Annotated in this window: 15 protein-coding genes and 2 pseudogenes; 10 read left to right on the top strand and 7 right to left on the bottom strand. The window is 71.1% G+C overall.

What is annotated here, in order from left to right:
* The first annotated feature begins 447 nt into the window (after window positions 1–447).
* From cmk to der, 3 genes are all read left to right on the top strand, one after another.
* Window positions 448–1,128, top strand: a complete 681-nt coding sequence (gene cmk, locus QNO09_RS29170; protein ID WP_283973244.1) for a (d)CMP kinase — start codon at window positions 448–450, stop codon at window positions 1,126–1,128.
* Complete coding sequence (locus QNO09_RS29165; RefSeq protein ID WP_283973243.1) at window positions 1,125–1,772, top strand: lysophospholipid acyltransferase family protein; 648 nt, start codon at window positions 1,125–1,127, stop codon at window positions 1,770–1,772. The genes cmk and QNO09_RS29165 overlap by 4 nt, the downstream gene beginning before the upstream one ends.
* 79 nt (window positions 1,773–1,851) lie before the next feature.
* On the top strand, window positions 1,852–3,345 hold the full coding sequence (gene der / locus QNO09_RS29160; RefSeq protein ID WP_283973242.1) for a ribosome biogenesis GTPase Der: 1,494 nt from the start codon (window positions 1,852–1,854) through the stop codon (window positions 3,343–3,345).
* A 61-nt stretch (window positions 3,346–3,406) separates the two neighbouring features.
* Here der and QNO09_RS29155 read toward each other — a convergent pair whose 3' ends face one another.
* Window positions 3,407–3,793: a hypothetical protein gene (locus tag QNO09_RS29155; RefSeq protein WP_283973241.1), complete on the bottom strand. Its 387-nt coding sequence runs from the start codon at window positions 3,791–3,793 to the stop codon at window positions 3,407–3,409.
* Window positions 3,794–3,878: 85 nt separating this feature from the next.
* A complete protein-coding gene (locus QNO09_RS29150) occupies window positions 3,879–4,661 on the bottom strand; it encodes a DUF8842 C-terminal domain-containing protein (RefSeq protein ID WP_283973240.1) in 783 nt (260 codons plus the stop codon).
* A 423-nt stretch (window positions 4,662–5,084) separates the two neighbouring features.
* On the opposite strand from QNO09_RS29150, the gene QNO09_RS29145 reads away from it, so the two are divergent.
* Window positions 5,085–6,125 carry a helix-turn-helix transcriptional regulator gene (locus QNO09_RS29145; RefSeq protein WP_349636992.1) on the top strand — a complete coding sequence of 347 codons (1,041 nt, stop codon included), beginning with the start codon at window positions 5,085–5,087 and terminating at the stop codon, window positions 6,123–6,125.
* On the opposite strand, the pseudogene ctaD reads toward QNO09_RS29145, so the two are convergent.
* Window positions 6,124–7,695: pseudogene (ctaD, locus tag QNO09_RS29140) on the bottom strand (aa3-type cytochrome oxidase subunit I); the annotation flags it as partial. The gene QNO09_RS29145 and the pseudogene ctaD sit on opposite strands and share 2 nt — an antisense overlap.
* A gap of 425 nt (window positions 7,696–8,120) precedes the next feature.
* On the opposite strand from ctaD, the gene QNO09_RS29135 reads away from it, so the two are divergent.
* Window positions 8,121–8,336 carry an I78 family peptidase inhibitor gene (locus QNO09_RS29135; protein WP_283973238.1) on the top strand — a complete coding sequence of 72 codons (216 nt, stop codon included), beginning with the start codon at window positions 8,121–8,123 and terminating at the stop codon, window positions 8,334–8,336.
* 75 nt (window positions 8,337–8,411) lie between these two features.
* Here the strand turns inward: QNO09_RS29135 and QNO09_RS29130 are convergent, their stop codons facing one another.
* Together QNO09_RS29130 and QNO09_RS29125 are read right to left on the bottom strand one after the other, a co-directional pair.
* Complete coding sequence (locus QNO09_RS29130; RefSeq protein ID WP_283973237.1) at window positions 8,412–9,404, bottom strand: phosphatase PAP2 family protein; 993 nt, start codon at window positions 9,402–9,404, stop codon at window positions 8,412–8,414.
* Between the two features lie 227 nt (window positions 9,405–9,631).
* Window positions 9,632–10,828, bottom strand: a complete 1,197-nt coding sequence (locus QNO09_RS29125) for a putative hexosyltransferase (protein ID WP_283973236.1) — start codon at window positions 10,826–10,828, stop codon at window positions 9,632–9,634.
* A 263-nt stretch (window positions 10,829–11,091) separates the two neighbouring features.
* Between QNO09_RS29125 and QNO09_RS29120 the strand changes: the two genes are divergently transcribed.
* A complete protein-coding gene (locus QNO09_RS29120) occupies window positions 11,092–12,693 on the top strand; it encodes an MFS transporter (protein WP_283973235.1) in 1,602 nt (533 codons plus the stop codon).
* 101 nt (window positions 12,694–12,794) lie between these two features.
* On the top strand, window positions 12,795–13,985 hold the full coding sequence (locus QNO09_RS29115) for an acyl-CoA dehydrogenase family protein (RefSeq protein ID WP_283973234.1): 1,191 nt from the start codon (window positions 12,795–12,797) through the stop codon (window positions 13,983–13,985).
* A gap of 49 nt (window positions 13,986–14,034) precedes the next feature.
* Here QNO09_RS29115 and QNO09_RS29110 read toward each other — a convergent pair whose 3' ends face one another.
* Window positions 14,035–14,472, bottom strand: coding sequence for a cell division protein SepF (locus QNO09_RS29110; protein WP_248507614.1), 438 nt, complete (start codon window positions 14,470–14,472; stop codon window positions 14,035–14,037).
* Window positions 14,473–14,762: 290 nt separating this feature from the next.
* On the opposite strand from QNO09_RS29110, the gene QNO09_RS29105 reads away from it, so the two are divergent.
* The 3 genes from QNO09_RS29105 to QNO09_RS29095 all read left to right on the top strand — a co-directional run bounded on the left by QNO09_RS29105 (window position 14,763) and on the right by QNO09_RS29095 (window position 19,222).
* The gene (locus QNO09_RS29105) at window positions 14,763–15,998 is read left to right on the top strand and encodes a DUF5685 family protein (protein WP_283973233.1); all 1,236 of its coding nucleotides are present in this window, start codon (window positions 14,763–14,765) and stop codon (window positions 15,996–15,998) included.
* A gap of 866 nt (window positions 15,999–16,864) precedes the next feature.
* A complete protein-coding gene (locus tag QNO09_RS29100) occupies window positions 16,865–17,770 on the top strand; it encodes a S1 family peptidase (RefSeq protein WP_283973232.1) in 906 nt (301 codons plus the stop codon).
* A 369-nt stretch (window positions 17,771–18,139) separates the two neighbouring features.
* Window positions 18,140–19,222, top strand: coding sequence for a S1 family peptidase (locus tag QNO09_RS29095; protein WP_283973231.1), 1,083 nt, complete (start codon window positions 18,140–18,142; stop codon window positions 19,220–19,222).
* Between the two features lie 506 nt (window positions 19,223–19,728).
* Here QNO09_RS29095 and QNO09_RS29090 read toward each other — a convergent pair.
* A pseudogene (locus tag QNO09_RS29090) lies at window positions 19,729–19,923 on the bottom strand (DUF3533 domain-containing protein); the annotation flags it as partial.
* Between the last annotated feature and the right edge of the window lie 26 nt (window positions 19,924–19,949).

Genomic DNA, 19,949 nt, shown 5'->3' with positions numbered 1-19,949 from the left:
TGCGGGGGCGGGTGCTCGCCGCTCCGCCGGGCGCCACATCGCCCGGTTCCGGCATCCGCCGCCGGTGCCGTCGTCCCTCGCGTGGCGGACGGCTGGGCCGGACAGGGCTTCGCATCGTCGTCAGCCTCGTGCCGGGCGGGGTGGGTGCGGCCGGGTGGTGTTGTCAGGCCCGTGCCGGGCGGGGTGGGTGTGGCCGGGGGGTGTCGTGAGCCCCGTGCCCGGCGGGCTGGGCCGGACGGGACTGCGCATCGTCGTCAGTCCGCGCCGGGGCGGGGCGGGTGTGGCCGGGTGGTGTCGTCAGGTCTGTGCCGGGTGGGGCAGGCGCCGCTCTCCGCCTCGGGGCGCTGCCGTGGACGCGCGGCCGGACGAGTGACCCGCACCCAGTAACCTTGTGCGGGGCACTCGCGCCCTCACCCCCGCCGAGCCCGGTTCAGGAAGGTCCCCACTGTGGAAAGCGCCACGCCAGTGATTGTCGCCATCGACGGCCCGTCCGGCACGGGCAAGTCGAGCACCTCGAAGGCCGTGGCGGCGCAGCTCGGGCTGAGCTACCTGGACACCGGCGCCCAGTACCGGGCGATCACCTGGTGGATGGTGAACAACGGCATCGACATCGACGACCCGGCGTCCATCGCCGCCGCCGCGGGCAAGCCCGAGATCGTCTCCGGAACGAACCCGGGAGGTCCGACCATCACCGTCGACGGCGTCGACGTGGCCGGTCCGATCCGCACCCAGGAGGTCACCTCCAAGGTCAGCGCCGTCAGCGCGGTGCCCGAGGTGCGCGCCCGGATCACCGAGCTGCAGCGGTCGATCGCCGCTTCCGCGACGCAGGGCATCGTCGTCGAGGGCCGGGACATCGGCACCACGGTGCTGCCCGACGCCGACCTCAAGATCTTCCTCACCGCCTCCGCCGAGGCCCGCGCCGCCCGCCGCAGCGGCGAGCTGAAGGGTGCCGACGTCCACTCCACCCGCGAGGCCCTGATCAAGCGGGACGCCGCCGACTCCAGCCGCAAGGCCTCCCCGCTCGCCAAGGCGGACGACGCCGTCGAGGTGGACACCACCGCGCTCACCCTGGCCCAGGTCATCGAGTGCGTCGTCACCCTCGTCGAGGAGAAGCGGGCCGGAAAGTGACCGAACTGCCATCGGCGCGGGGCGCCGAGGTCGGGCGGCGCATCGGCGTCGGCCTGATGTACGGGCTGTGGAAGCCGCGTGTGCTCGGCGCCTGGCGCGTGCCGGCCAGCGGCCCGGTGATCCTCGCGGTCAATCACTCCCACAACATCGACGGCCCGATGGTCATGGGCGTGGCGCCCCGGCCGACGCACTTCCTGATCAAGAAGGAGGCGTTCATCGGGCCGCTGGACCCCTTCCTGCTCGGCATCGGGCAGGTGAAGGTCGACCGCACCACCACCGACCGCACGGCGATCACCCAGGCGCTGGGCGTCCTGGCGGGCGGCGGCGTGCTCGGCATCTTCCCGGAGGGCACCCGGGGTGAGGGAGACTTCGCCTCACTGCGCGCCGGGCTCGCCTACTTCGCCGTGCGCAGCGGCGCCCCGATCGTCCCGGTGGCCGTGCTGGGAAGTTCCGGGAAGCGGGGACGGTTGATAAAGGGGCTGCCTCCGCTGCGCTCGCGCGTCGACGTCGTCTTCGGCGAGCCCTTCGAGGCGGGCGACGGCAGCGGACGCCGGACGCGCAAGGCGCTGGACGAGGCGACCGGGCGCATCCAGAAGCAGCTCGCGGCCCACCTGGAAAACGCCAGGCGCCTCACCAGGCACTGAGCGACACTGAGTAGTGGATCAGCCCGAACACAGCGGGTACTCCACCGACCACCACGATGAACGACGAGGTACGGACTTCATGAACGACCACATCCAGCCCGACGGCTCGGACGCGTCCGAGGGCGCGTACGAGCACGACCACGGGGCGCTCGGCGACGCCGAGTTCGCGGAGTTCATGGAGCTCGCCGCGGAGGAGGGCTTCGACCCGGAGGACGTCGAGGGCGCTCTCGAGGAAGCGGGCCACGGCCCGCTGCCCGTGCTCGCCGTCGTCGGCCGCCCCAATGTCGGCAAGTCGACCCTGGTGAACCGCATCATCGGGCGCCGCGAGGCCGTCGTCGAGGACAAGCCCGGCGTCACCCGCGACCGCGTGACCTACGAGGCCGAGTGGGCCGGCCGCCGCTTCAAGGTCGTCGACACCGGCGGCTGGGAGCAGGACGTGCTCGGCATCGACGCCTCCGTGGCCGCCCAGGCCGAGTACGCCATCGAGGCCGCCGACGCGGTCGTCTTCGTCGTCGACGCCAAGGTCGGCGCCACCGACACCGACGAGGCCGTCGTCCGGCTGCTGCGCAAGGCCGGCAAGCCGGTCGTGCTGTGCGCCAACAAGGTGGACGGCCCGAGCGGCGAGGCCGACGCCTCCTACCTGTGGTCACTGGGCCTGGGGGAGCCGCACCCGGTCTCCGCGCTGCACGGCCGGGGCACCGGCGACATGCTCGACCAGGTCCTGGAGGTGCTCCCCGAGGCGCCGCGCCAGACCTTCGGCGCGGGCGGCACCGGCGGACCGCGCCGCATCGCCCTGATCGGCCGCCCGAACGTCGGCAAGTCCTCCCTGCTGAACAAGGTGGCGGGCGAGGAGCGCGTCGTCGTCAACGAGTTGGCGGGCACCACCCGTGACCCGGTCGACGAGCTCATCGAACTCGGCGGGGTCACCTGGAAGTTCGTCGACACGGCGGGCATCCGCAAGCGCGTCCACCTCCAGCAGGGCGCCGACTACTACGCCTCGCTGCGCACCGCCGCGGCCGTCGAGAAGGCGGAGGTCGCGGTCATCCTGATCGACGGCTCCGAGTCCATCTCGGTGCAGGACCAGCGGATCGTGACCATGGCCGTCGAGGCCGGCCGCGCGATCGTCCTCGCGTACAACAAGTGGGACACCCTCGACGAGGAGCGCCGCTACTACCTGGAGCGGGAGATCGAGACCGAGCTCGGCCAGGTGGCGTGGGCGCCGCGGGTGAACGTCTCGGCGCGCACCGGGCGGCACATGGAGAAGCTGGTCCCCGCGATCGAGACGGCCCTGGCGGGCTGGGAGACCCGGGTGCCGACCGGCCGGCTGAACGCCTTCCTCGGCGAGCTGGTCGCCGCCCACCCGCACCCGGTGCGGGGCGGCAAGCAGCCGCGCATCCTGTTCGGCACCCAGGCGGGCACCAAGCCGCCGCGGTTCGTGCTGTTCGCCTCCGGCTTCATCGAGGCGGGCTACCGGCGCTTCATCGAGCGCCGCCTGCGTGAGGAGTTCGGCTTCGACGGGACGCCGATCCACATCTCCGTGCGGGTGCGCGAGAAGCGCGGCAAGAAGAAGTAGCGCGGAACACCGGAAAGGGCGGCCCCGAACGGGGCCGCCCTTTCCGGTGTCCGGTGCTCGCTCAGACGCCGCCGCGCCGCCCCGGCGGCAGCGCGGCCGGTACGTAGTGCATGCCGGTGCCGTGCGCGATGGTCCCGACGCGTTGCCACTGCGGCTGCTGCCCCGCGGCATGGCGGGCGCTCTGGGCACCCGCGCTGTAGGCGCTGTACGAGCCGCCGTACGTCCCTCCGTACGAGCCCGAGCCGTGCGGGGGGTTCCCGAAGGCGGTGAAACCCAGCTTCTCCTCGCCACTGCGGTCGCCGGGAAGTGCGCGGAAGGACTTGACGTACTCGGCGTAGAGCGCGTCGTAGATCGGCGTGGCCGATGGGCCGCCCTGGGAGTCCTGAGCCGATCGCGCGGACGGGATCGGCGAGAAGGACTGGCGGCGGGAAACGTCGTATGCGTGCACGTATGTCCAAACGACCCCGCGGGTCAAGGGATGCGGCCCGGGTACGGCTTTCGCAGGTCTACGGCGTGCGCGGGTGACGCGCGGCTCAGGTGCCGGCCAGCGGCAGCGCCGAGGCGACCAGCTTTCCGTTCGCCGCCGCCTTGTCCAGTGCGTCCCGCAGCAGGTCCTCGCGCGGCTGGCGGCCGATCGACCTGGCGGGCGAGGCGAACATCAGCACCTGCTGGTGCTTGTTGGCGGCCGCGCGCCAGCCCTCGGTCACCTGGAGCGGCTGGTGCGCCTGCCACCAGGCCACCGGCTGGCCGCCGTTGGCGCCCGGCTGGAGCACCGCGTGCAGCTGGCCCACGGCGAGCAGCACCGACCAGCCGTGCAGGACCGGCGGTACGGCCGACAGCTCGGTCAGCGGCATGAAGCCCTGTTCGATGAGCAACGGCAGGAAGTCGTCGCCGGCGCCGGTCGTGCCGGGCCGGGCGATGGGCCCGGTCGGCTCCACCACCAGGGCCGGGTGCAGCTCGCCGGCGATCAGGACGAGCCCGCTGGTCACGCCGAGCACGGCCTGCTCGGGCACCACCTTGTCGGGCTCCAGGTCGACGGTGTCGCCGGCGATGGACTTCACGGCGCCCCGCAGCTGCTCCTCGGTGACCTGCACGATCTGCGAGGGCAGGCAGCCGGCGTGGGCGAAGGCGAGGACGGCGGTCTCGTCCCCGATGAACAGCACGGTGCTGGTGCGCTCCTGCTGGGAGTTGCCCGGAGTGCGGCAGGACGTGCAGTCGTAACTGCCCGGGGCGGTCTCTCCGGCGAGCAGGCGGTCGGCTTCTTCGTCGCCGATCTCGGCACGTACCTCGTCGCTGACGTCGAGCATGCGCGGCACGGGTGGCTCCCTCGGGGATGCGGTGCGTGGCAAAGCCGGGTGGCTCCCGGCCCGTGGTCCGGGTAGGTCCCGGCTCATGAAGATGACAACGGGCGATCTGTGGCGGGAGTCACGCCCCAGGGCGAACGGAATCGAACCATCCAGCGCACAGGGTCACGCGCGGTGCGGAATCGCGTATTCGCCGTCAACTCCGCGCTGACTGACGGGTGTTGAGAGGGTGAAGTGGGTCACAGGGTGAGAGGAAGGTTGGTCGACAAATCCGGAAATCCACGAATGAAGTGGGTGGCCGGAAATCGCCGTTACTCAAGGTACCGGTGAACGGGCCGGTTCGGACAGGTGACCGATTCCAGATTCCGCCGTCCCGCGACTGCCCTACCGGCCTTGAGGACAGCGGCTGTCCGCAAGGCCTGGCAGACTCGCCCCATGTTGGAGACCTCGGCCCGCCTGCTGCGTCTGCTGTCCCTGCTCCAGGCCCACCGCGAGTGGTCCGGCGCCGACCTGGCCGACCGGCTCGGTGTCAGCGCCCGCACCCTGCGCCGGGACGTGGACCGGCTGCGGGAACTCGGCTACCCGGTCAACGCCAGCCCCGGCACCGGCGGCGGGTACCAGCTGGGGGCGGGCGCCGAACTGCCGCCCCTGCTCCTGGACGACGACGAGGCCGTAGCCGTGGCGGTCGGACTGCGCACGGCCGCGGGCCAGGGCATCGACGGCATCGGCGAGACCTCGGTCCGGGCCCTCGCCAAACTGGAGCAGGTGCTGCCGAACCGGCTGCGCCGCCGGGTGAGCGCCCTGAACGCCGTCACCGTGCCGATGCTGCGCAGCACGCTGCCCTCCTCCGTCGACCCGTCCGTGCTCACCGAACTCGCCCACCTGTGCCGGGACGCCGAGCGGCTGCGCTTCGAGTACCGCGGCCACGACGGCACCGCCACCCGCCGCACTGTCGAACCGCACCGCCTGGTGTGCACCGAGCGCCGCTGGTACCTCGTCGCCTGGGACCTCGCCCGGGAGGACTGGCGCACTTTCCGCGTCGACCGCATCACCCCGAAACCCCCGCACGGTCCGCGCTTCGTCCCCCGCGACCCGCCTGCCGAAGACCTGGCCGCCTACGTCTCCCAGGGCGTCTCCACCCGCGTGTACGCCGCCCACGCCCTCGTGCGGCTACTGGCGCCCCTGGAGGAGGCCGCCGCGCACATCTCGCCTTCCGCCGGGGTGCTGGAGGCAGAGACCGAGGACACCTGCCTGCTGCGCTGCGGCGCCGGCAGCCTCGACGTGATGGTCATCCACGTCGTCATGCTGGGCTTCGAGTTCGAGGTGGTGGAGCCCACCGAACTGATCGAGGCGGTCAGGAGGACGCGCGACCGGCTTGATGGGGCTCTGGCTCGGGCTGCGCAGTCACCGCCGCGTACTGGGGATGGTGCAGGTCGAACGCCGGAGACTCGGAGCGGATCCGGGGCAGCGTCGTGAAGTTGTGCCGCGGCGGCGGGCAGGAGGTCGCCCACTCCAGGGAACGGCCGAAGCCCCAGGGGTCGTCGGCCTCGACCTTCTCGCCGTACCTCGCGGTCTTCCACACGTTGTAGAGGAACGGCAGCGTCGACATGCCGAGCAGGAAGGCGCCGATCGTCGACACCGTGTTGAGCGCGGTGAAGCCGTCCGCGGCGAGATAGTCCGCGTACCGGCGGGGCATGCCCTCGGCGCCCAGCCAGTGCTGCACCAGGAACGTGGTGTGGAAGCCGACGAACAGCGTCCAGAACTGGATCTTGCCGAGCCGTTCGTCGAGCAGCTTCCCGGTGAACTTGGGCCACCAGAAGTAGAAGCCCGCGAAGATCGCGAAGACGACCGTGCCGAAGACGACGTAGTGGAAGTGCGCGACCACGAAGTACGTGTCCGTCACATGGAAGTCCAGCGGCGGCGACGCCAGGATCACCCCGGTCAGCCCGCCGAACAGGAACGTCACCAGGAACCCCGTCGCCCACAGCATCGGCGTCTCGAACGACAGCGAGCCCTTCATCATGGTGCCGGCCCAGTTGAAGATCTTCACACCCGTCGGCACCGCGATCAGGAAGCTCATGAAGGAGAAGAACGGCAGCAGCACCGCGCCGGTGGCGAACATGTGGTGCGCCCACACGATCATCGACAGGCCGGTGATCGCCATCGTCGCTCCGATCAACGTCAGATAGCCGAACAACGGCTTGCGGCTGAAGACCGGGATGATCTCCGTGATGATGCCGAAGAACGGCAGCGCGATGATGTAGACCTCGGGGTGGCCGAAGAACCAGAACAGGTGCTGCCACAGGATCGCCCCGCCGTTGGCCGCGTCGAACACCTGTGAGCCGAACCGCCGGTCCGACTCCAGCACCAGCAGTGCCGCCGCCAGCACCGGGAACGCCATCAGGATCAGGATGGACGTGAACAGGGTGTTCCACACGAAGATCGGCATCCGGAACATCGTCATGCCCGGGGCGCGCATCCCGATGATCGTGGTGATGAAGTTGACCGCGCCGAGGATCGTGCCGAAGCCCGACAGCGCCAGCCCCATGATCCACAGGTCGGCCCCGATGCCCGGCGTGCGCTCCGCGCTGTTGAGCGGGGCGTAGGCGGTCCAGCCGAAGTCCGCCGGCCCGGAGGGCACCAGCAGCGAGCCGAGCACGATCAGCCCGCCGAACAGGAACAGCCAGTACGAGAGCATGTTCAGCCGCGGGAAGGCGACGTCGGGCGCGCCGATCTGCAAGGGCATCAGCTCGTTCGCGAAGCCCGCGAAGGTCGGGGTGGCGAACAGCAGCAGCATGATCGTGCCGTGCATCGTGAACGCCTGGTTGAACTGCTCGTTGTTGATGATCTGCAGGCCGGGACGGGCCAGCTCGGCGCGCATCAGCAGCGCCATCACCCCGGCGACCAGGAAGAACAGGAACGCCGTGGTCAGGTAGAGATGGCCGATCTTCTTGTGGTCCGTCGTCGTCAGCCAGTCGACCACCACCCGGCCGTGCCGCGTGCGCGGCGCGGGCGGTGCCCCCACCGGTACGGTCTGCGTCCCCATCACTCGCTCGCCCCTTCGCTCCTCGCGTACCGGGCCCGCCGCGGCCCGCGCCTCACGTACCCCCGAGCTCACGCCATGATGCTCGCGTCACCGCGCGCTCCGACAGGGGGCGTAGCGGCCTCTTCGCGCCGAAGCCATCCATTTCCCGAAGCACGCCGACTCCGCCGGGCAGGTCGGGAACCGGAAGGGAAAGGAGTTCCGGAGGCGATTTTCCCAGCGCTTTCCGCAGGGCTTTCCATGAGCTCATGCGACACGCGGAAATGACGATCGAATGCCTGCGGAAGGCGTACGGAACCGCTCGTCCGTGTGACGGACTGCATCCGAAACGCCTGTCGTGATCTTGTGACAGAAGCGTGACCGGGGGCGGACAGTGACCGGACGGGCCCGGACTTCCACGGTCGCCGGGCAGGACATAGCGTGGCGGCATGGCACCCAATCCGACACCTTCCGCGGAACCCGACGACAGCCCGGACACCTACGTCGGCCTGGAGGCCGGCCGGGCCGAACACCTCGCACGTGAGCGGGGCTGGCCGACGGTGCGCTCGCTGCCGCCGGGGGCGATCATCACGATGGAGTACCGCGTGGGCCGGCTGAACTTCGAGGTCAGGGGCGGCCGGGTGGCGCGGGCCTGGAAGGGCTGAGACAGGACGAGGGCCCCGGTTCCGTTGGGAACCGGGGCCCTCGCGCTGTCGGACGGGGTGCGTACCGTCCCGTGCTCAGCCGCCGGTCAGGGGCCGGGACGACGGAGTCGAACCGCGCGGATGGCGCTCAGGGTGCGGCGGGCGGCGGCTGCCGGCCGGGGTGACCGGAGCGCGCTCGGAACGGGTGGTGTGCGGGCCCGGCGCAAGGTAGGCCGGGGCCCGGGGGGAGCGGACCGCGACGTCCTCCCGTTCGGGCAGCGGCGTGACCGACGCGGGCGGCGCGCCGGCCGGGGCGGCCGAGGTGCCTCGCCGGCGGACCAGCAGACGGTCGCGCAGGTCGAAGATCCAGGCCTCGGCGCGCGCGATCAGCGGCTCGAACCACGGTAGGCCGAGCAGGATCAGCAGACCCGCGGCCCAGCCGAGCAGCACGTCGCTCAGCCAGTGCGTACCGAGGTAGACGGTGGCCATCCCGACGCCGAGCGAGGTCACCGCGGACACGGCGGACAGCCAGCGCTGCGCTCTCGCGCTGGAGGCCAGGTAGGCCAGGATTCCCCAGGTCACCACGGCGTTGGCGGTGTGACCGCTCGGAAATATATCGCCGCCGAGCCACATCTCGTTCGCGCCGATGGTGGTCGCGTAGTGCGGCCCCAGGCGGCCCATGCCGTACTTGGCGGCGCCGACCGTGATGTTCAGCAGCAGCAGCGAGACGCCGAGGGCGAGCAGCGGTCGCAGGGTGTGCTGCCGCCAGGAGCGCCAGCCCAGCCACGCCGCGACCATCACGGCGGTCGGGCCGCGCTGTCCGAGGACCACGTAGTAGTCGACGAACCAGTGGATCTCCGACCACTGCTGGTACGGGCGGAAGAACATGACCTGCCAGTCGAGCCGGACCAGCCAGGACGTGATCACCACGGCCCACACGATCGCGCCGTAGAAGGCCAGGGTCCCCGCGAAGAGCACGATGCGGTGCCTGCTCATCTTCGGTACATCGATGTGGGCCGGTCGTTCCGGCTCACGGTCCAGCCGGGCGAACACCCGGTCCAGACGGGTGAGCTTCGGTTCGGTACGCACCCAATCGACGTTACAGCGAGTGAGCTCGGATCCCGGGCGAATCAACGGCTTTGTGATGACGATGTGATGTGGGATTCCTCTCAGGAGGAGGTTTATTTCCAGCGAATGCGCTATCGCAGAGGGCTGCGACCTTCAATTCCTTTGATCATTCCGGAGGCGGGTTATATTGCGCTTTTGAATTCGTTCACCCGGGCATGGTGCGGAATTCCCCTGGCGCTCACAGCGGGTCAGGGCGGACCGGAGCCGTTCAGCCAGAACGCCCCGTACACCGCGGAGGCCACCCCGACGGCCCCGAGTACCGCTGCCGACCTGCGCGTATGTGTCTTCGCCAGGGCCAGTGCGAGGGGCAGCAGCAGCGGGAAGGCGGGCATCAGCAGACGCGGTTTCGAGCCGAAGTAGCTCGACGCGCACAGGGCGAGCGCCGTCACGAGCCCCGTGTAGACCAGCAGCGGCAGCGGCTGGCGCTGACGTACTCCGGTCCCATACAGCCAGACGACTGACGCGACCCCCAGGATCAGCCCCACACCGGCCAGGGCCGACGGGAACGACGTGAACTTGTCGGCGACGAACCGGCCGAAGGCGTAGCCACCGTCGAAGCCGTTGCGCCACCCGGCCTGGACCTCCAGATAACCCAGCGGCCCCCTGCCGGTGTGATGCCCGACCCAGAGCACGTAGCCGGCGGTGCCGAGGGGAGCCAGGAGCATGCCGAGGAAGCGCCGGGCACGGGTTGCGGGCGCGCCGGCGCGTGGCGCGCTCCGCGCGCCGTCCGGCTGGGCCGCGCCTCCGTCCCGTACGAAGGAGGCCACCGCCGCCACCCACACCGCCGCCACCACGGCCAGTCCCACCGGACGAGTCAGCCCCGCCGACAGCGCCAGCGCGCCCGCCGTCACCCAGCGGCCGGTCAGGACCGCGTACAGCGACCAGGCCGCGAGGGCCGTGAACAGCGACTCGCTGTACGCCATCGACTGCACGATCCCCACCGGCAGGACGGCCCACAGCAGCACCGCGCACACCCCGGCCCGGCGGCCGTACACATGGTCCGCCACGGCGAAGACGCCCCAGGCAGCGGCGAGCGAGGCGCACAGGCTGACCAGGAACCCCCCGTCCGCGTACGACAGCGGCGACACCGCCGCCACCAGCCGCTCCAGCCAGGGCAGCAGCGGGAAGAACGCCAGATTCGAGTGCACGTCCCCGTTCGCCAGCCGCACCTCGTAGCCGTAGCCGAGCTCGGCGACCCTGACGTACCAGAGCGCGTCCCAGCGGGCCGTCAGCAGTGTGTACGCGTTCTTGTCCCGCGCCGCGCTCCACAGGAACAGGGCGAGCAGGCCCAGCGCGCGGACGGCCGCGTACCCGGCGAGCGCCGGGGCCGCCCGGCGCAGCGCCCCGGCGCGGGGCGGGGCCGCGCGCGTCTCAAGAACGGTCACGGGCCCGATTATCGACCCGGGCCGCAACCGTCCGGCCGCCCGGTGCGTCGACGAGGTGGGAGGCAGTGGCGTACGCCACATCCGTCCGCTCAAGGTGTGAGAGGTCCGCCACTGGCCTCCGGCGGGGACTCGCGTACGCTGACGTGTCACTCGCTGTTCGTTTGCGCGGGCCGGAGACCACCGCTCCTCTCCGGCCGAGTCGCGGGGGCGTCCCCCACCCCGCGAGCCCGCCGATCGCGAGGGAACATCTGGGAGGTACGTACATGTCCGGGACGACCACGGCCGCCGCTGTGCTGCGCCGTCGGCCGGCCGGGGCCGGTGCCGACCGCTGGGTGGTTCTCGTCGTCCTCTGCGTCAGCCTGCTGCTGGTCGCCGTCGACGCCACCGTGCTGCACGTGGCGGTCCCCGCCGTCACCGAGGACCTGAAGCCCGGCGGGATGGAGCTGCTCTGGATCGTCGACGTCTACCCACTGGTCTGCGCCTCGCTGCTGATCCTGTTCGGCACCCTGGGCGACCGCGTCGGCCGCCGGAGAGTCCTGCTCCTCGGATACACGCTGTTCGGCGTCGCATCGGGCTTCGCCGCCCTGGCCCAGAGCGCCGAGGTGCTGATCATGGCGCGGGCGCTGCTCGGCGTGGGCGGCGCGATGATCATGCCCGCGACCCTGTCGATCCTGCGGCAGGTCTTCCCGGACCGGCGCGAGCGGGCGCTCGCGATCGGCATCTGGAGCGCCGTGGCCGCGGTGGGCGCGGCGGTCGGGCCCCTGCTCGGCGGCTTCCTGCTGGAACACTTCTGGTGGGGGTCGGTCTTCCTCGTCAACATCCCGTTGATGCTGGTCAGCCTCCCGGTGGGACGACTGCTGCTGCCCGAGTCGAAGGGCGACCGCGAGGGCCCGTGGGACGTCGTCGGCGCGCTGATGGCGGCGGCCGGGCTGTTCGGTGTCGTACTGGGTGTGAAGGGGCTCGGCAGCGGAGGGCCGGTGGGCGGCCTGCTCACCGTGCTGCCGTTGGCGGTGGGCGCGGTCCTGCTGGCCGGTTTCGTCCGGCGGCAGCGGCGGCGGGCCTGTCCGCTGGTGGACCTCAAGATGTTCGCCCGGCCTGCGTTCAGCACATCCGTCGGATGCATCGTGCTGGCGATGCTCGCGCTGGTCGGCCTGGAACTGATCGCGGCGCAGTACCTGCAACTGGTGCTCGGCCTGTCACCGCTGGAGACCGGGCTGCGGCTGCTGCCCCTGACGTTCGCGGCGATGGCGGCCGGGCTGGCCGGGGCGCGGATGCTACGGCGGTTCGGGCCGCGCCGGATGGTGTGCACCGGATTCTGCGTCACGGCCTTCGCGGTGGTGCTGCTGACGGCGCTGGGCCGGACGGACGAGTGCGCGCTGATGCTGACCGGGTTCGTGCTGCTCGGCTTCGGGCTGGAGACGACGCTGTTCGGGGCGTACGAGTCGATGCTGAGCGAGGCCCCGCAGGAGCAGGCCGGCGGGGCGGCGGCGATCGGGGAGACCTCGTACCAGCTCGGAGCCGGGATCGGGATCGCGCTACTCGGCACGGTGATGAACGCGGCCTACGCGCCCGGGCTGTCGGGCGTTGCTGGTGTGCCGGCCTCGGCGTCCGCGTCCGCGGCGCATTCGCTGGGGGAGGCGTACGAGGTCTCCGCGCGGCTGGGCGGGCCCGCCGGTGCCGCGTTGCGGCATGCCGCCCGGGACGCGTTCGTGCACGGGCTGCATGTGACGTTGCTGGTGAGCGCGGGACTGCTGCTGCTCGGCGCGGTGATGGCCTTGCGGCTGCCGCGGGTCATGCAGTGCGAGCCGGGCCCGGTGGACCTGCCGGCCCCCAGGGACGCGGCGGACTCACGCGTCTCGGTGTGACGCCCCGCTCCCGGTTTGCGGCTACGGGTGGTGCCGGGGTGGGTGGGCGTCGTAGCGTCTGGTGAGCGGTGCTGGTTGAAGAATTTCGGAGGGCGTCGATCATGTCCGGTTCGTCCAAGCTGCCTCCCTTCGATCCCGCCGACCCCCTCGGTCTGGACGACCTGCTGGAGCCGGAGGACCTCGGGATCAGGGACACCGTGCGGGCCTGGGCCGCGGACCGGGTGCTGCCGTACGTCGCCGAGTGGTACGAGAAGGGGGAGCTGCCGGGCATCCGGGAGCTGGCCAAGGAACTCGGCGACATCGGCGCCCTCGGCATGTCCCTGGACGGGTACGGCTGCGCCGGGGCGTCCGCCGTGCAGTACGGACTCGCCTGCCTGGAGCTGGAGGCCGCCGACTCCGGCATCCGTTCCCTCGTCTCCGTGCAGGGCTCCCTCGCCATGTACGCCCTCCACCGGTTCGGCAGCGAGGAACAGAAGCAGCGGTGGCTGCCGCGCATGGCCGCCGGCGAGGTCATCGGCTGTTTCGGGCTGACCGAGCCCGATTACGGCTCCGACCCGGCCTCCATGCGGACGTACGCCAAGCGCGACGGCTCCGACTGGATTCTCAACGGCCGCAAGATGTGGATCACCAACGGCTCGGTCGCCGGAGTCGCGGTCGTGTGGGCACAGACCGACGACGGCATCCGCGGCTTCGCGGTGCCCACCGGCAGTGACGGATTCTCCGCACCCGAGATCAAGCACAAGTGGTCCCTCAGGGCCTCGGTCACCAGTGAGCTCGTGCTCGACGACGTCCGGCTGCCCGCCGATGCCGTCCTCCCGGAGGTCACCGGCCTGCGAGGGCCCCTCAGCTGTCTCTCCCACGCCCGCTACGGAATCGTCTGGGGCGCCATGGGCGCGGCCCGCAGCAGTTTCGAGGCCGCGGTCGACTACGCGAAGTCACGGGAGCAGTTCGGGCGGCCCATCGGCGGCTTCCAGCTCACCCAGGCCAAACTCGCCGACATGGCGGTCGAACTGCACAAGGGGATTCTGCTCGCCCATCATCTGGGGCGGCGTATGGACGCCGGCCGCCTGCGTCCCGAGCAGGTCAGCTTCGGCAAGCTCAACAACGTCCGGGAGGCGATCGAGATCTGCCGCACGGCCCGGACCATTCTCGGCGCCAACGGCATCTCGCTGGAATATCCCGTGATGCGGCACGCCACCAACCTCGAGTCGGTGCTCACCTATGAGGGCACCGTCGAGATGCACCAGCTCGTGCTGGGCAAGGCGCTCACCGGACTCGACGCCTTCCGGTAGACCGGTCCGGTAACCCTGCGCGGGGGCAGGGCCGGTGAGCGGCCCTGCCTCAGCTCTGGTTGAAGAAGCCGTCCGTGCGGTGCGCGGCCGGGTCGCCGTTGACGATCTCGGTGTTGGCGGGGGTCAGCAGGAACACGCGGGTCGACACTCTCTCGATCGAACCGCGCAGGCCGAAGATCAGCCCGGCCGCGAAGTCGACCACGCGCTTGGCGTCGGAGGCCTCCATGGCCGTGAGGTTCATGATGACCGGCACGCCTTCGCGGAACAGCTCGCCGATGGCGCGTGCGTCCCGGAAGCTGTCCGGGGTCACCGTCCCGATGCGGCGGCCCTTCTCCTCGGCGACGTCCGAGGCCACCTTGACGCGCGGATCAGTGACCCAGGCCTCCCCGGGCTCGGTCCCGTCGGAGTAGTCGTCGTCGTAGTAACGCTCGTCTTCGTTGTCGTCGACGAGGCCAAGCCAGGCACTTGCCTTGCGTACCGATCCCATGGACGCCTCCTCTCACAGCGGTCTTTCTGCTTTCCGCATCCCTATGGTCGTCCATGATGCGGATGGCGCGCCAAGTGGATAGACGCCGCACGGGGGGTTTGTGACGGTACTGGTGCACAGCGAATCCGTCGAGAGTCCGTGTGTCCCAAGGGTCGTTTCCCAAACGGCTGCTGACTGTGAGTGAAATATGATTCTTCTCGGCGTACGGGTGATGGCCGGGGCGTACGGGTGAATGCGCGGACCGATACGATGCCGCAGCTCAGCATCGTTACGAAGCTCGGGGGAGCGTTGTGTTCGGAATCGTCAGGCCCTGTAGACACCGGCTCGGAGAGAAGCTCACAAGCCAGTGGATGGCGCATTTGTGCGGGCTCTGCCTCGCACTGCGCGGTGACCACGGACAGTTCGCGCGGATAGTGACGAACTATGACGGACTGCTCATATCGGTTTTGACGGAAGCTCAGACGGAGAGTGACGGTGCCGGGCGGCGAAAGGCCGGACCGTGCCCACTGCGCGGCATGCGCACCGCCTCCGTCGCGCACGGCGAGGGGGCCCGGCTGGCGGCAGCCGTCTCCCTGGTGCTGGCCTCGGCGAAGGTGCGCGACCACGTCACCGACGGTGACGGGCTGTTGGCCCGCAGACCGGTGGCGCGTGCCGCGCGCCGGGTCGCAGCGAGCTGGGACACGGCCGGCGCCCGGACCGGCATCGCCGTGGGATTCGACACCGACCTCCTGGTGGACGCCGTGGACCGGCAGGCCGGGATCGAGGCGCTGGCCGGTCCCGGGACGCTGCTCCTGACGGTCACCGAACCGACCGAGACCGCGACCGCCGCCGCCTTCGCGCACACGGCGATCCTCGCCGGCCGGCCGCGGAACGCCCAGCCGCTCGCCGAGGCCGGACGGCTCTTCGGGCGCCTCGCGCACCTGCTGGACGCCGTGGAGGACCAGCACGCTGACGCGGCGTCAGGCGCCTGGAACCCGATCGCGGCGACCGGCACCCCTCTGGCGGAGGTCCGCCGGATCGCCGACGACGCGGTGCACGGCGTCCGGCTGGCGTTGCGCGACGTCGAGTTCGCCGACGCGCGGCTCGTCCATCTGCTGCTCGTGCACGAACTGCGGCGCTCGGTGGACCGGGCCTTCGGCACGGTGCCGGTGTGCGCCTCCCACCAGGGCGGCGGGCCCTACGGGCAGCAGGGACCCCACGGACAGCAGCCGCCGGGGCCCTACGGCTCCCCGCAGCACCCGTACGCGGGCGGCGGCGGAAATCCGTACGCCGGTGGCGGAGGGGTATACGGCGGAGACGGGTTCGGTGGCGGCGGTTTCGGCGGGGGTGGTTTCGGTGGCGGCGCGCCGGTGCCGCAACCGCCCCGCCGACGTGGGTTCTGGGCCGGCTGCGGGATGTTCTGGCTGCTGTGCTGCACCTGCAAGCTGTGCTGCGCCAAGGAGTACGAGGGGCCGTGGTCCCGGAAGAGGCGCGAAGGTGCCTGCCGGGACTGCGACTGCGACGGGTGCGACTGCTGCTGCCCCTGACGCGGCGGACCCGCCCCCGTGTGACAGGGCCGCCCGTGTGACGACGGACGCGTCCCAGGGCCGGCGGCGGCACGAGCGGCGCGTCGTGTCGATGCGGGCGCCGTACGAACCGCTCGCGCTCACCGGCGTTCTCCCTCCGTCCCGAGGGCTTATGCGGACGGTCGACTTCCGGACATCCCCGGGCCCTGGCGGGCCGACGACGGCGCGGTCGGCCGACCGCCCCGGAAGCGGACGCGCTCACCGTGGAGGGGCAGTCCTTCGGCGGTGAGGTCCGGCTCGCGGCCGACCCGGGCCCCGCGCGCGGCGCTTGGGTGGCGCGCGGCGAGCCACGGCTGGTCGTGCTGGTGCGCGAGAGGGCGGGGGCGCATGCGACTGCGCCCCCGGAGTCCTCCGCGCGCCGGGCGTTCCGCGCCTGCCAAGGCACGCGTACGACCCGCGTCGGGCGTTTAGCGCCTGGCGGGGCACGCGTACGACCCGCGCCGGGCGGGGTCGGGGCGCTTCACGCCGTACGACATCTGCCGCACGGTCAGGATGGCGTACGCCGCCCTTTCACCGGCCGCTTCGTCTGGACCTTTCGCCGCCCGCCGAGAACACGCCGGAGGCCGAGGTCGCGGCGGGGAAGCGCGCGCTGGTGCGAGGAGCGGGCGGGGGTCCGGAAGCCGACCGCGAGGCGGCTTCGTCAAGAACTCCCAAAGGTTGAAGTCCGAAAGGCACTCTTGCGCCGACCGGCCGTTCGGCCGAATACTCCCCTTCAGCGCTTGTCAGGGGCACGGCGAGTTCGGAATCCGGACAGCTGGTCTCTGACTGCGCCTCACGGGCCCACAACCCCACGAGGGCCCCCGACTTCCTTTGTGGAGGAACGAAAAGTGAGGATCAAGCGCACCACCCCCCGCAGTGGCATTTCGAGACGGACCCGGCTGATCGCCGTTTCCACCGGTCTCGTCGCCGCCGCAGCGATCGCGATCCCCAGCGCGAACGCCTCCGACGCCCCCACCACCTTCAGCGCCGCCGAACTCAAGAGCGCCAGCGGTTCCTTGCTGAAGGCCGACGTCCCGGGCACCGCCTGGGCCGTCGACAGCAAGACCGACCGCGTACTCCTGACCGTCGACAGCACGGTCACCCAGTCCGAGATAGCGAAGATCAAGCAGCAGGCCGGCGCCAACGCCGACGCGCTCACGATCAAGCGCGTCCCCGGCAAGTTCAGCAAGCTCATCCAGGGCGGCGACGCCATCTATGCGAGTAGCTGGCGCTGCTCCCTCGGCTTCAACGTCCGTGCCAGCAACGGCACCGAGTACTTCCTGACCGCCGGTCACTGCACCGACGGCGCGGGCACCTGGTACTCCAACTCCGGCCGCACCTCGGTCATCGGCTCGACCGCCGGCTCCAGCTTCCCGGGCAACGACTACGGCATCGTGCGCTACAGCGGTTCCGTCAGCCGTCCCGGCACCGCGAACGGCGTGGACATCACGCGCGCGGCCACCCCGAGCGTGGGCACCACCGTCATCCGCGACGGCTCCACGACCGGTACGCGCAGCGGCCGTGTCACCGCCCTCAACGCCACCGTCAACTACGGTGGCGGCGACATCGTCTCCGGCCTGATCCAGACCACCGTCTGCGCCGAGCCCGGTGACTCCGGCGGTTCGCTCTACGGCAGCAACGGCACGGCGTACGGTCTGACCTCCGGCGGCAGCGGCAACTGCTCCTCCGGTGGCACGACGTTCTTCCAGCCCGTCACGGAGGCCCTGAGCGCCTACGGCGTCAGCGTCTACTAGGCCCCCGGCGGCAGTTCGCAGCACCTTGTGGCCCCCGCACGCACCGCGTGCGGGGGCTTCACGCTGGGTGCGGGCGCCCTTTCGGGACGGGGGCGGCGCGGGGCGAAATCCGGCCATGGGTAGACCGCGTAGAGTACGTGCACATTACTCGCGCGTAATGTTTGCAGTCCGAACGCGCGGGAGTTGGGTCCGATTTGGCCGTGGACGGTCAACTTGGGGGGGCGTGTGAAGCGCCGTCTACGCGCGTCTCGAACTCACCCTTGTGTGCTCCCCGTTGTCCTCGGAATAGTGGACGCTCGTCAACGAGGCCCTTCCGGCCCGTGAGGTCCCCACAACCTCTCGCGCCGACCCCCCACAGGAGGACAGAAGTTGAAGCACCGACGCATACCCAAGCGGCGTGCGGCCGTGGCAGGTGCGGGCATCACCGCACTCGTCGCCGCGGGAGTGACGTTCCAGACCGCGAACGCCAGTGAGACCCCTGAGGCGTCCGCACCCCGGACCCTGTCGGTCACGGCGGCCGGAAAGCTCGCCTCGGCGCTGGCCGAGGACCTGGGCGGTGACGCGGCCGGGACGTACTACGACACCAAGAGCAAGAGGCTCGTGGTGAACGTGCTCGACGAGGCCGCCGCGCAGGCCGTCGAGAAGGCCGGCGCCAAGGCGAGAGTCGTGGCGAACTCCCTCGCCGAACTCAACAGCGCCCGCAGCACGCTGAAGCAGGACGCGACGATCCCGGGTACGGCCTGGGTGACCGACCCGACGACGAACAAGGTCGTCGTGACCGCCGACCGCACGGTCTCCGAGGCCGAGTGGGCGACGCTGACGAAGGTCGTGGACGGGCTCGGGGCGAAGGCCGAACTCAAGCGGTCCAAGGGGGAGTACAAGCCCTTCATCGCCGGTGGCGACGCGATCACGGGCGGTGGCGGGCGCTGCTCGCTCGGCTTCAACGTGGTCAAGGGCGGCGAGCCGTTCTTCCTGACCGCCGGGCACTGCACCGAGGGCATCTCCGCCTGGTCGGACTCCAGCGGCAAGGTGATCGGCACCAACGCGGACTCCAGCTTCCCGGACGACGACTACGGGCTGGTCAAGTACAGCGCGGGGGTCGCCCACCCGAGTGAGGTGAACCTGTACGACGGGTCCACCCGGAAGATCTCGGGCGCCGTGGACGCGACCGTCGGCATGGCGGTCACCCGGAGTGGATCGACCACGCAGGTGCACGAGGGCGAGGTCACGGGACTGGACGCCACCGTGAACTACGGCAACGGCGACATCGTCAACGGGCTGATCCAGACCGACGTGTGCGCGGAGCCGGGTGACAGTGGCGGGTCGCTGTTCTCGGGCGACAAGGCGGTCGGGCTCACCTCCGGCGGCAGCGGTGACTGCACCTCGGGCGGGGAGACGTTCTTCCAGCCGGTGACCGAGGCGCTGTCGGCGACCGGGACGCAGATCGGCTGACACGCTGCGTGTGTGAGGTCCCGCCCCTTGTGCGAGGGGCGGGACTTTTTGCGGATACCTCCGGTGGAGGTGCGCGTCGTCTGCGCCTGTTCGCCGGGTGGTGATTCGGACCGCACTGGGGGTGCGCGTCCGCTTCGCCTGACCGCCGGGTGCGGGGCGGGGCCGCGTCGGGGGTGCGCGTCTTCGCCGGGTGCCGGGTGGTGGTCGGGGCCGCGCCGGGGGTGTCCGTCCTCGGAACGGCGCGATGGGGTCGGACGCCGACTGACTGTTCGTCGACGCGCCAACCGCTGCGGGCGGACACCCCCCGACACGTCCCCTTCGCGCCGTGCGCGGGTGCGCCGCCGGTGACTGGAGGCGGGCCCCGCCGGTCTGCTCCACGCGGGTCGAGGTGGAGGTGAGGGCCGGATGGGCGTCCGTGTCGAGGAAGTCGGCGCCGCGCAGACGCCGGTGACGCTTGGCGTTCGCGGGTCTGGGCGCTCGTCCCCCGGGGGCCTCGCGTGCGGTGGTTACGGCGTCCTTCGGCGTGCCGCCGCTGCCATGGTGATCGCTGTTCCCGCCGCTGCCCATGCCGCCAGAACCAGGAGGGGGCCGGTCATCGCGTTGTTGTCGAAGTAGGCGATGGAGCGGGTCGCCCAGGTGCCGGCGCCCGGGGGCAGGGCCGGGCCGATCGCCTTCCAGAAGGGCGGGAGGAGGGGCGGGGGCCACGGGGTGTTTCCGCAGGTGGGAC

The sequence above is a fragment of the Streptomyces sp. 378 genome, assembly GCF_030124145.1.
Lineage (GTDB): Bacteria > Actinomycetota > Actinomycetes > Streptomycetales > Streptomycetaceae > Streptomyces.
Note: the sequence above shows the minus strand (reverse complement) of the source record. Positions and strands in the feature narration are given on the sequence as shown.

Bases quoted from the DNA above. Each gene is read 5' to 3' on its own strand.
- der (WP_283973242.1), top strand. From the start codon at position 1,852: ATGAACGACCACATCCAGCCCGACGGCTCGGACGCGTCCGAGGGCGCG.
- QNO09_RS29145 (WP_349636992.1), top strand. From the start codon at position 5,085: ATGTTGGAGACCTCGGCCCGCCTGCTGCGTCTGCTGTCCCTGCTCCAG.
- QNO09_RS29135 (WP_283973238.1), top strand. From the start codon at position 8,121: ATGGCACCCAATCCGACACCTTCCGCGGAACCCGACGACAGCCCGGAC.
- QNO09_RS29120 (WP_283973235.1), top strand. From the start codon at position 11,092: ATGTCCGGGACGACCACGGCCGCCGCTGTGCTGCGCCGTCGGCCGGCC.
- QNO09_RS29115 (WP_283973234.1), top strand. From the start codon at position 12,795: ATGTCCGGTTCGTCCAAGCTGCCTCCCTTCGATCCCGCCGACCCCCTC.
- QNO09_RS29110 (WP_248507614.1), bottom strand. From the start codon at position 14,472: ATGGGATCGGTACGCAAGGCAAGTGCCTGGCTTGGCCTCGTCGACGAC.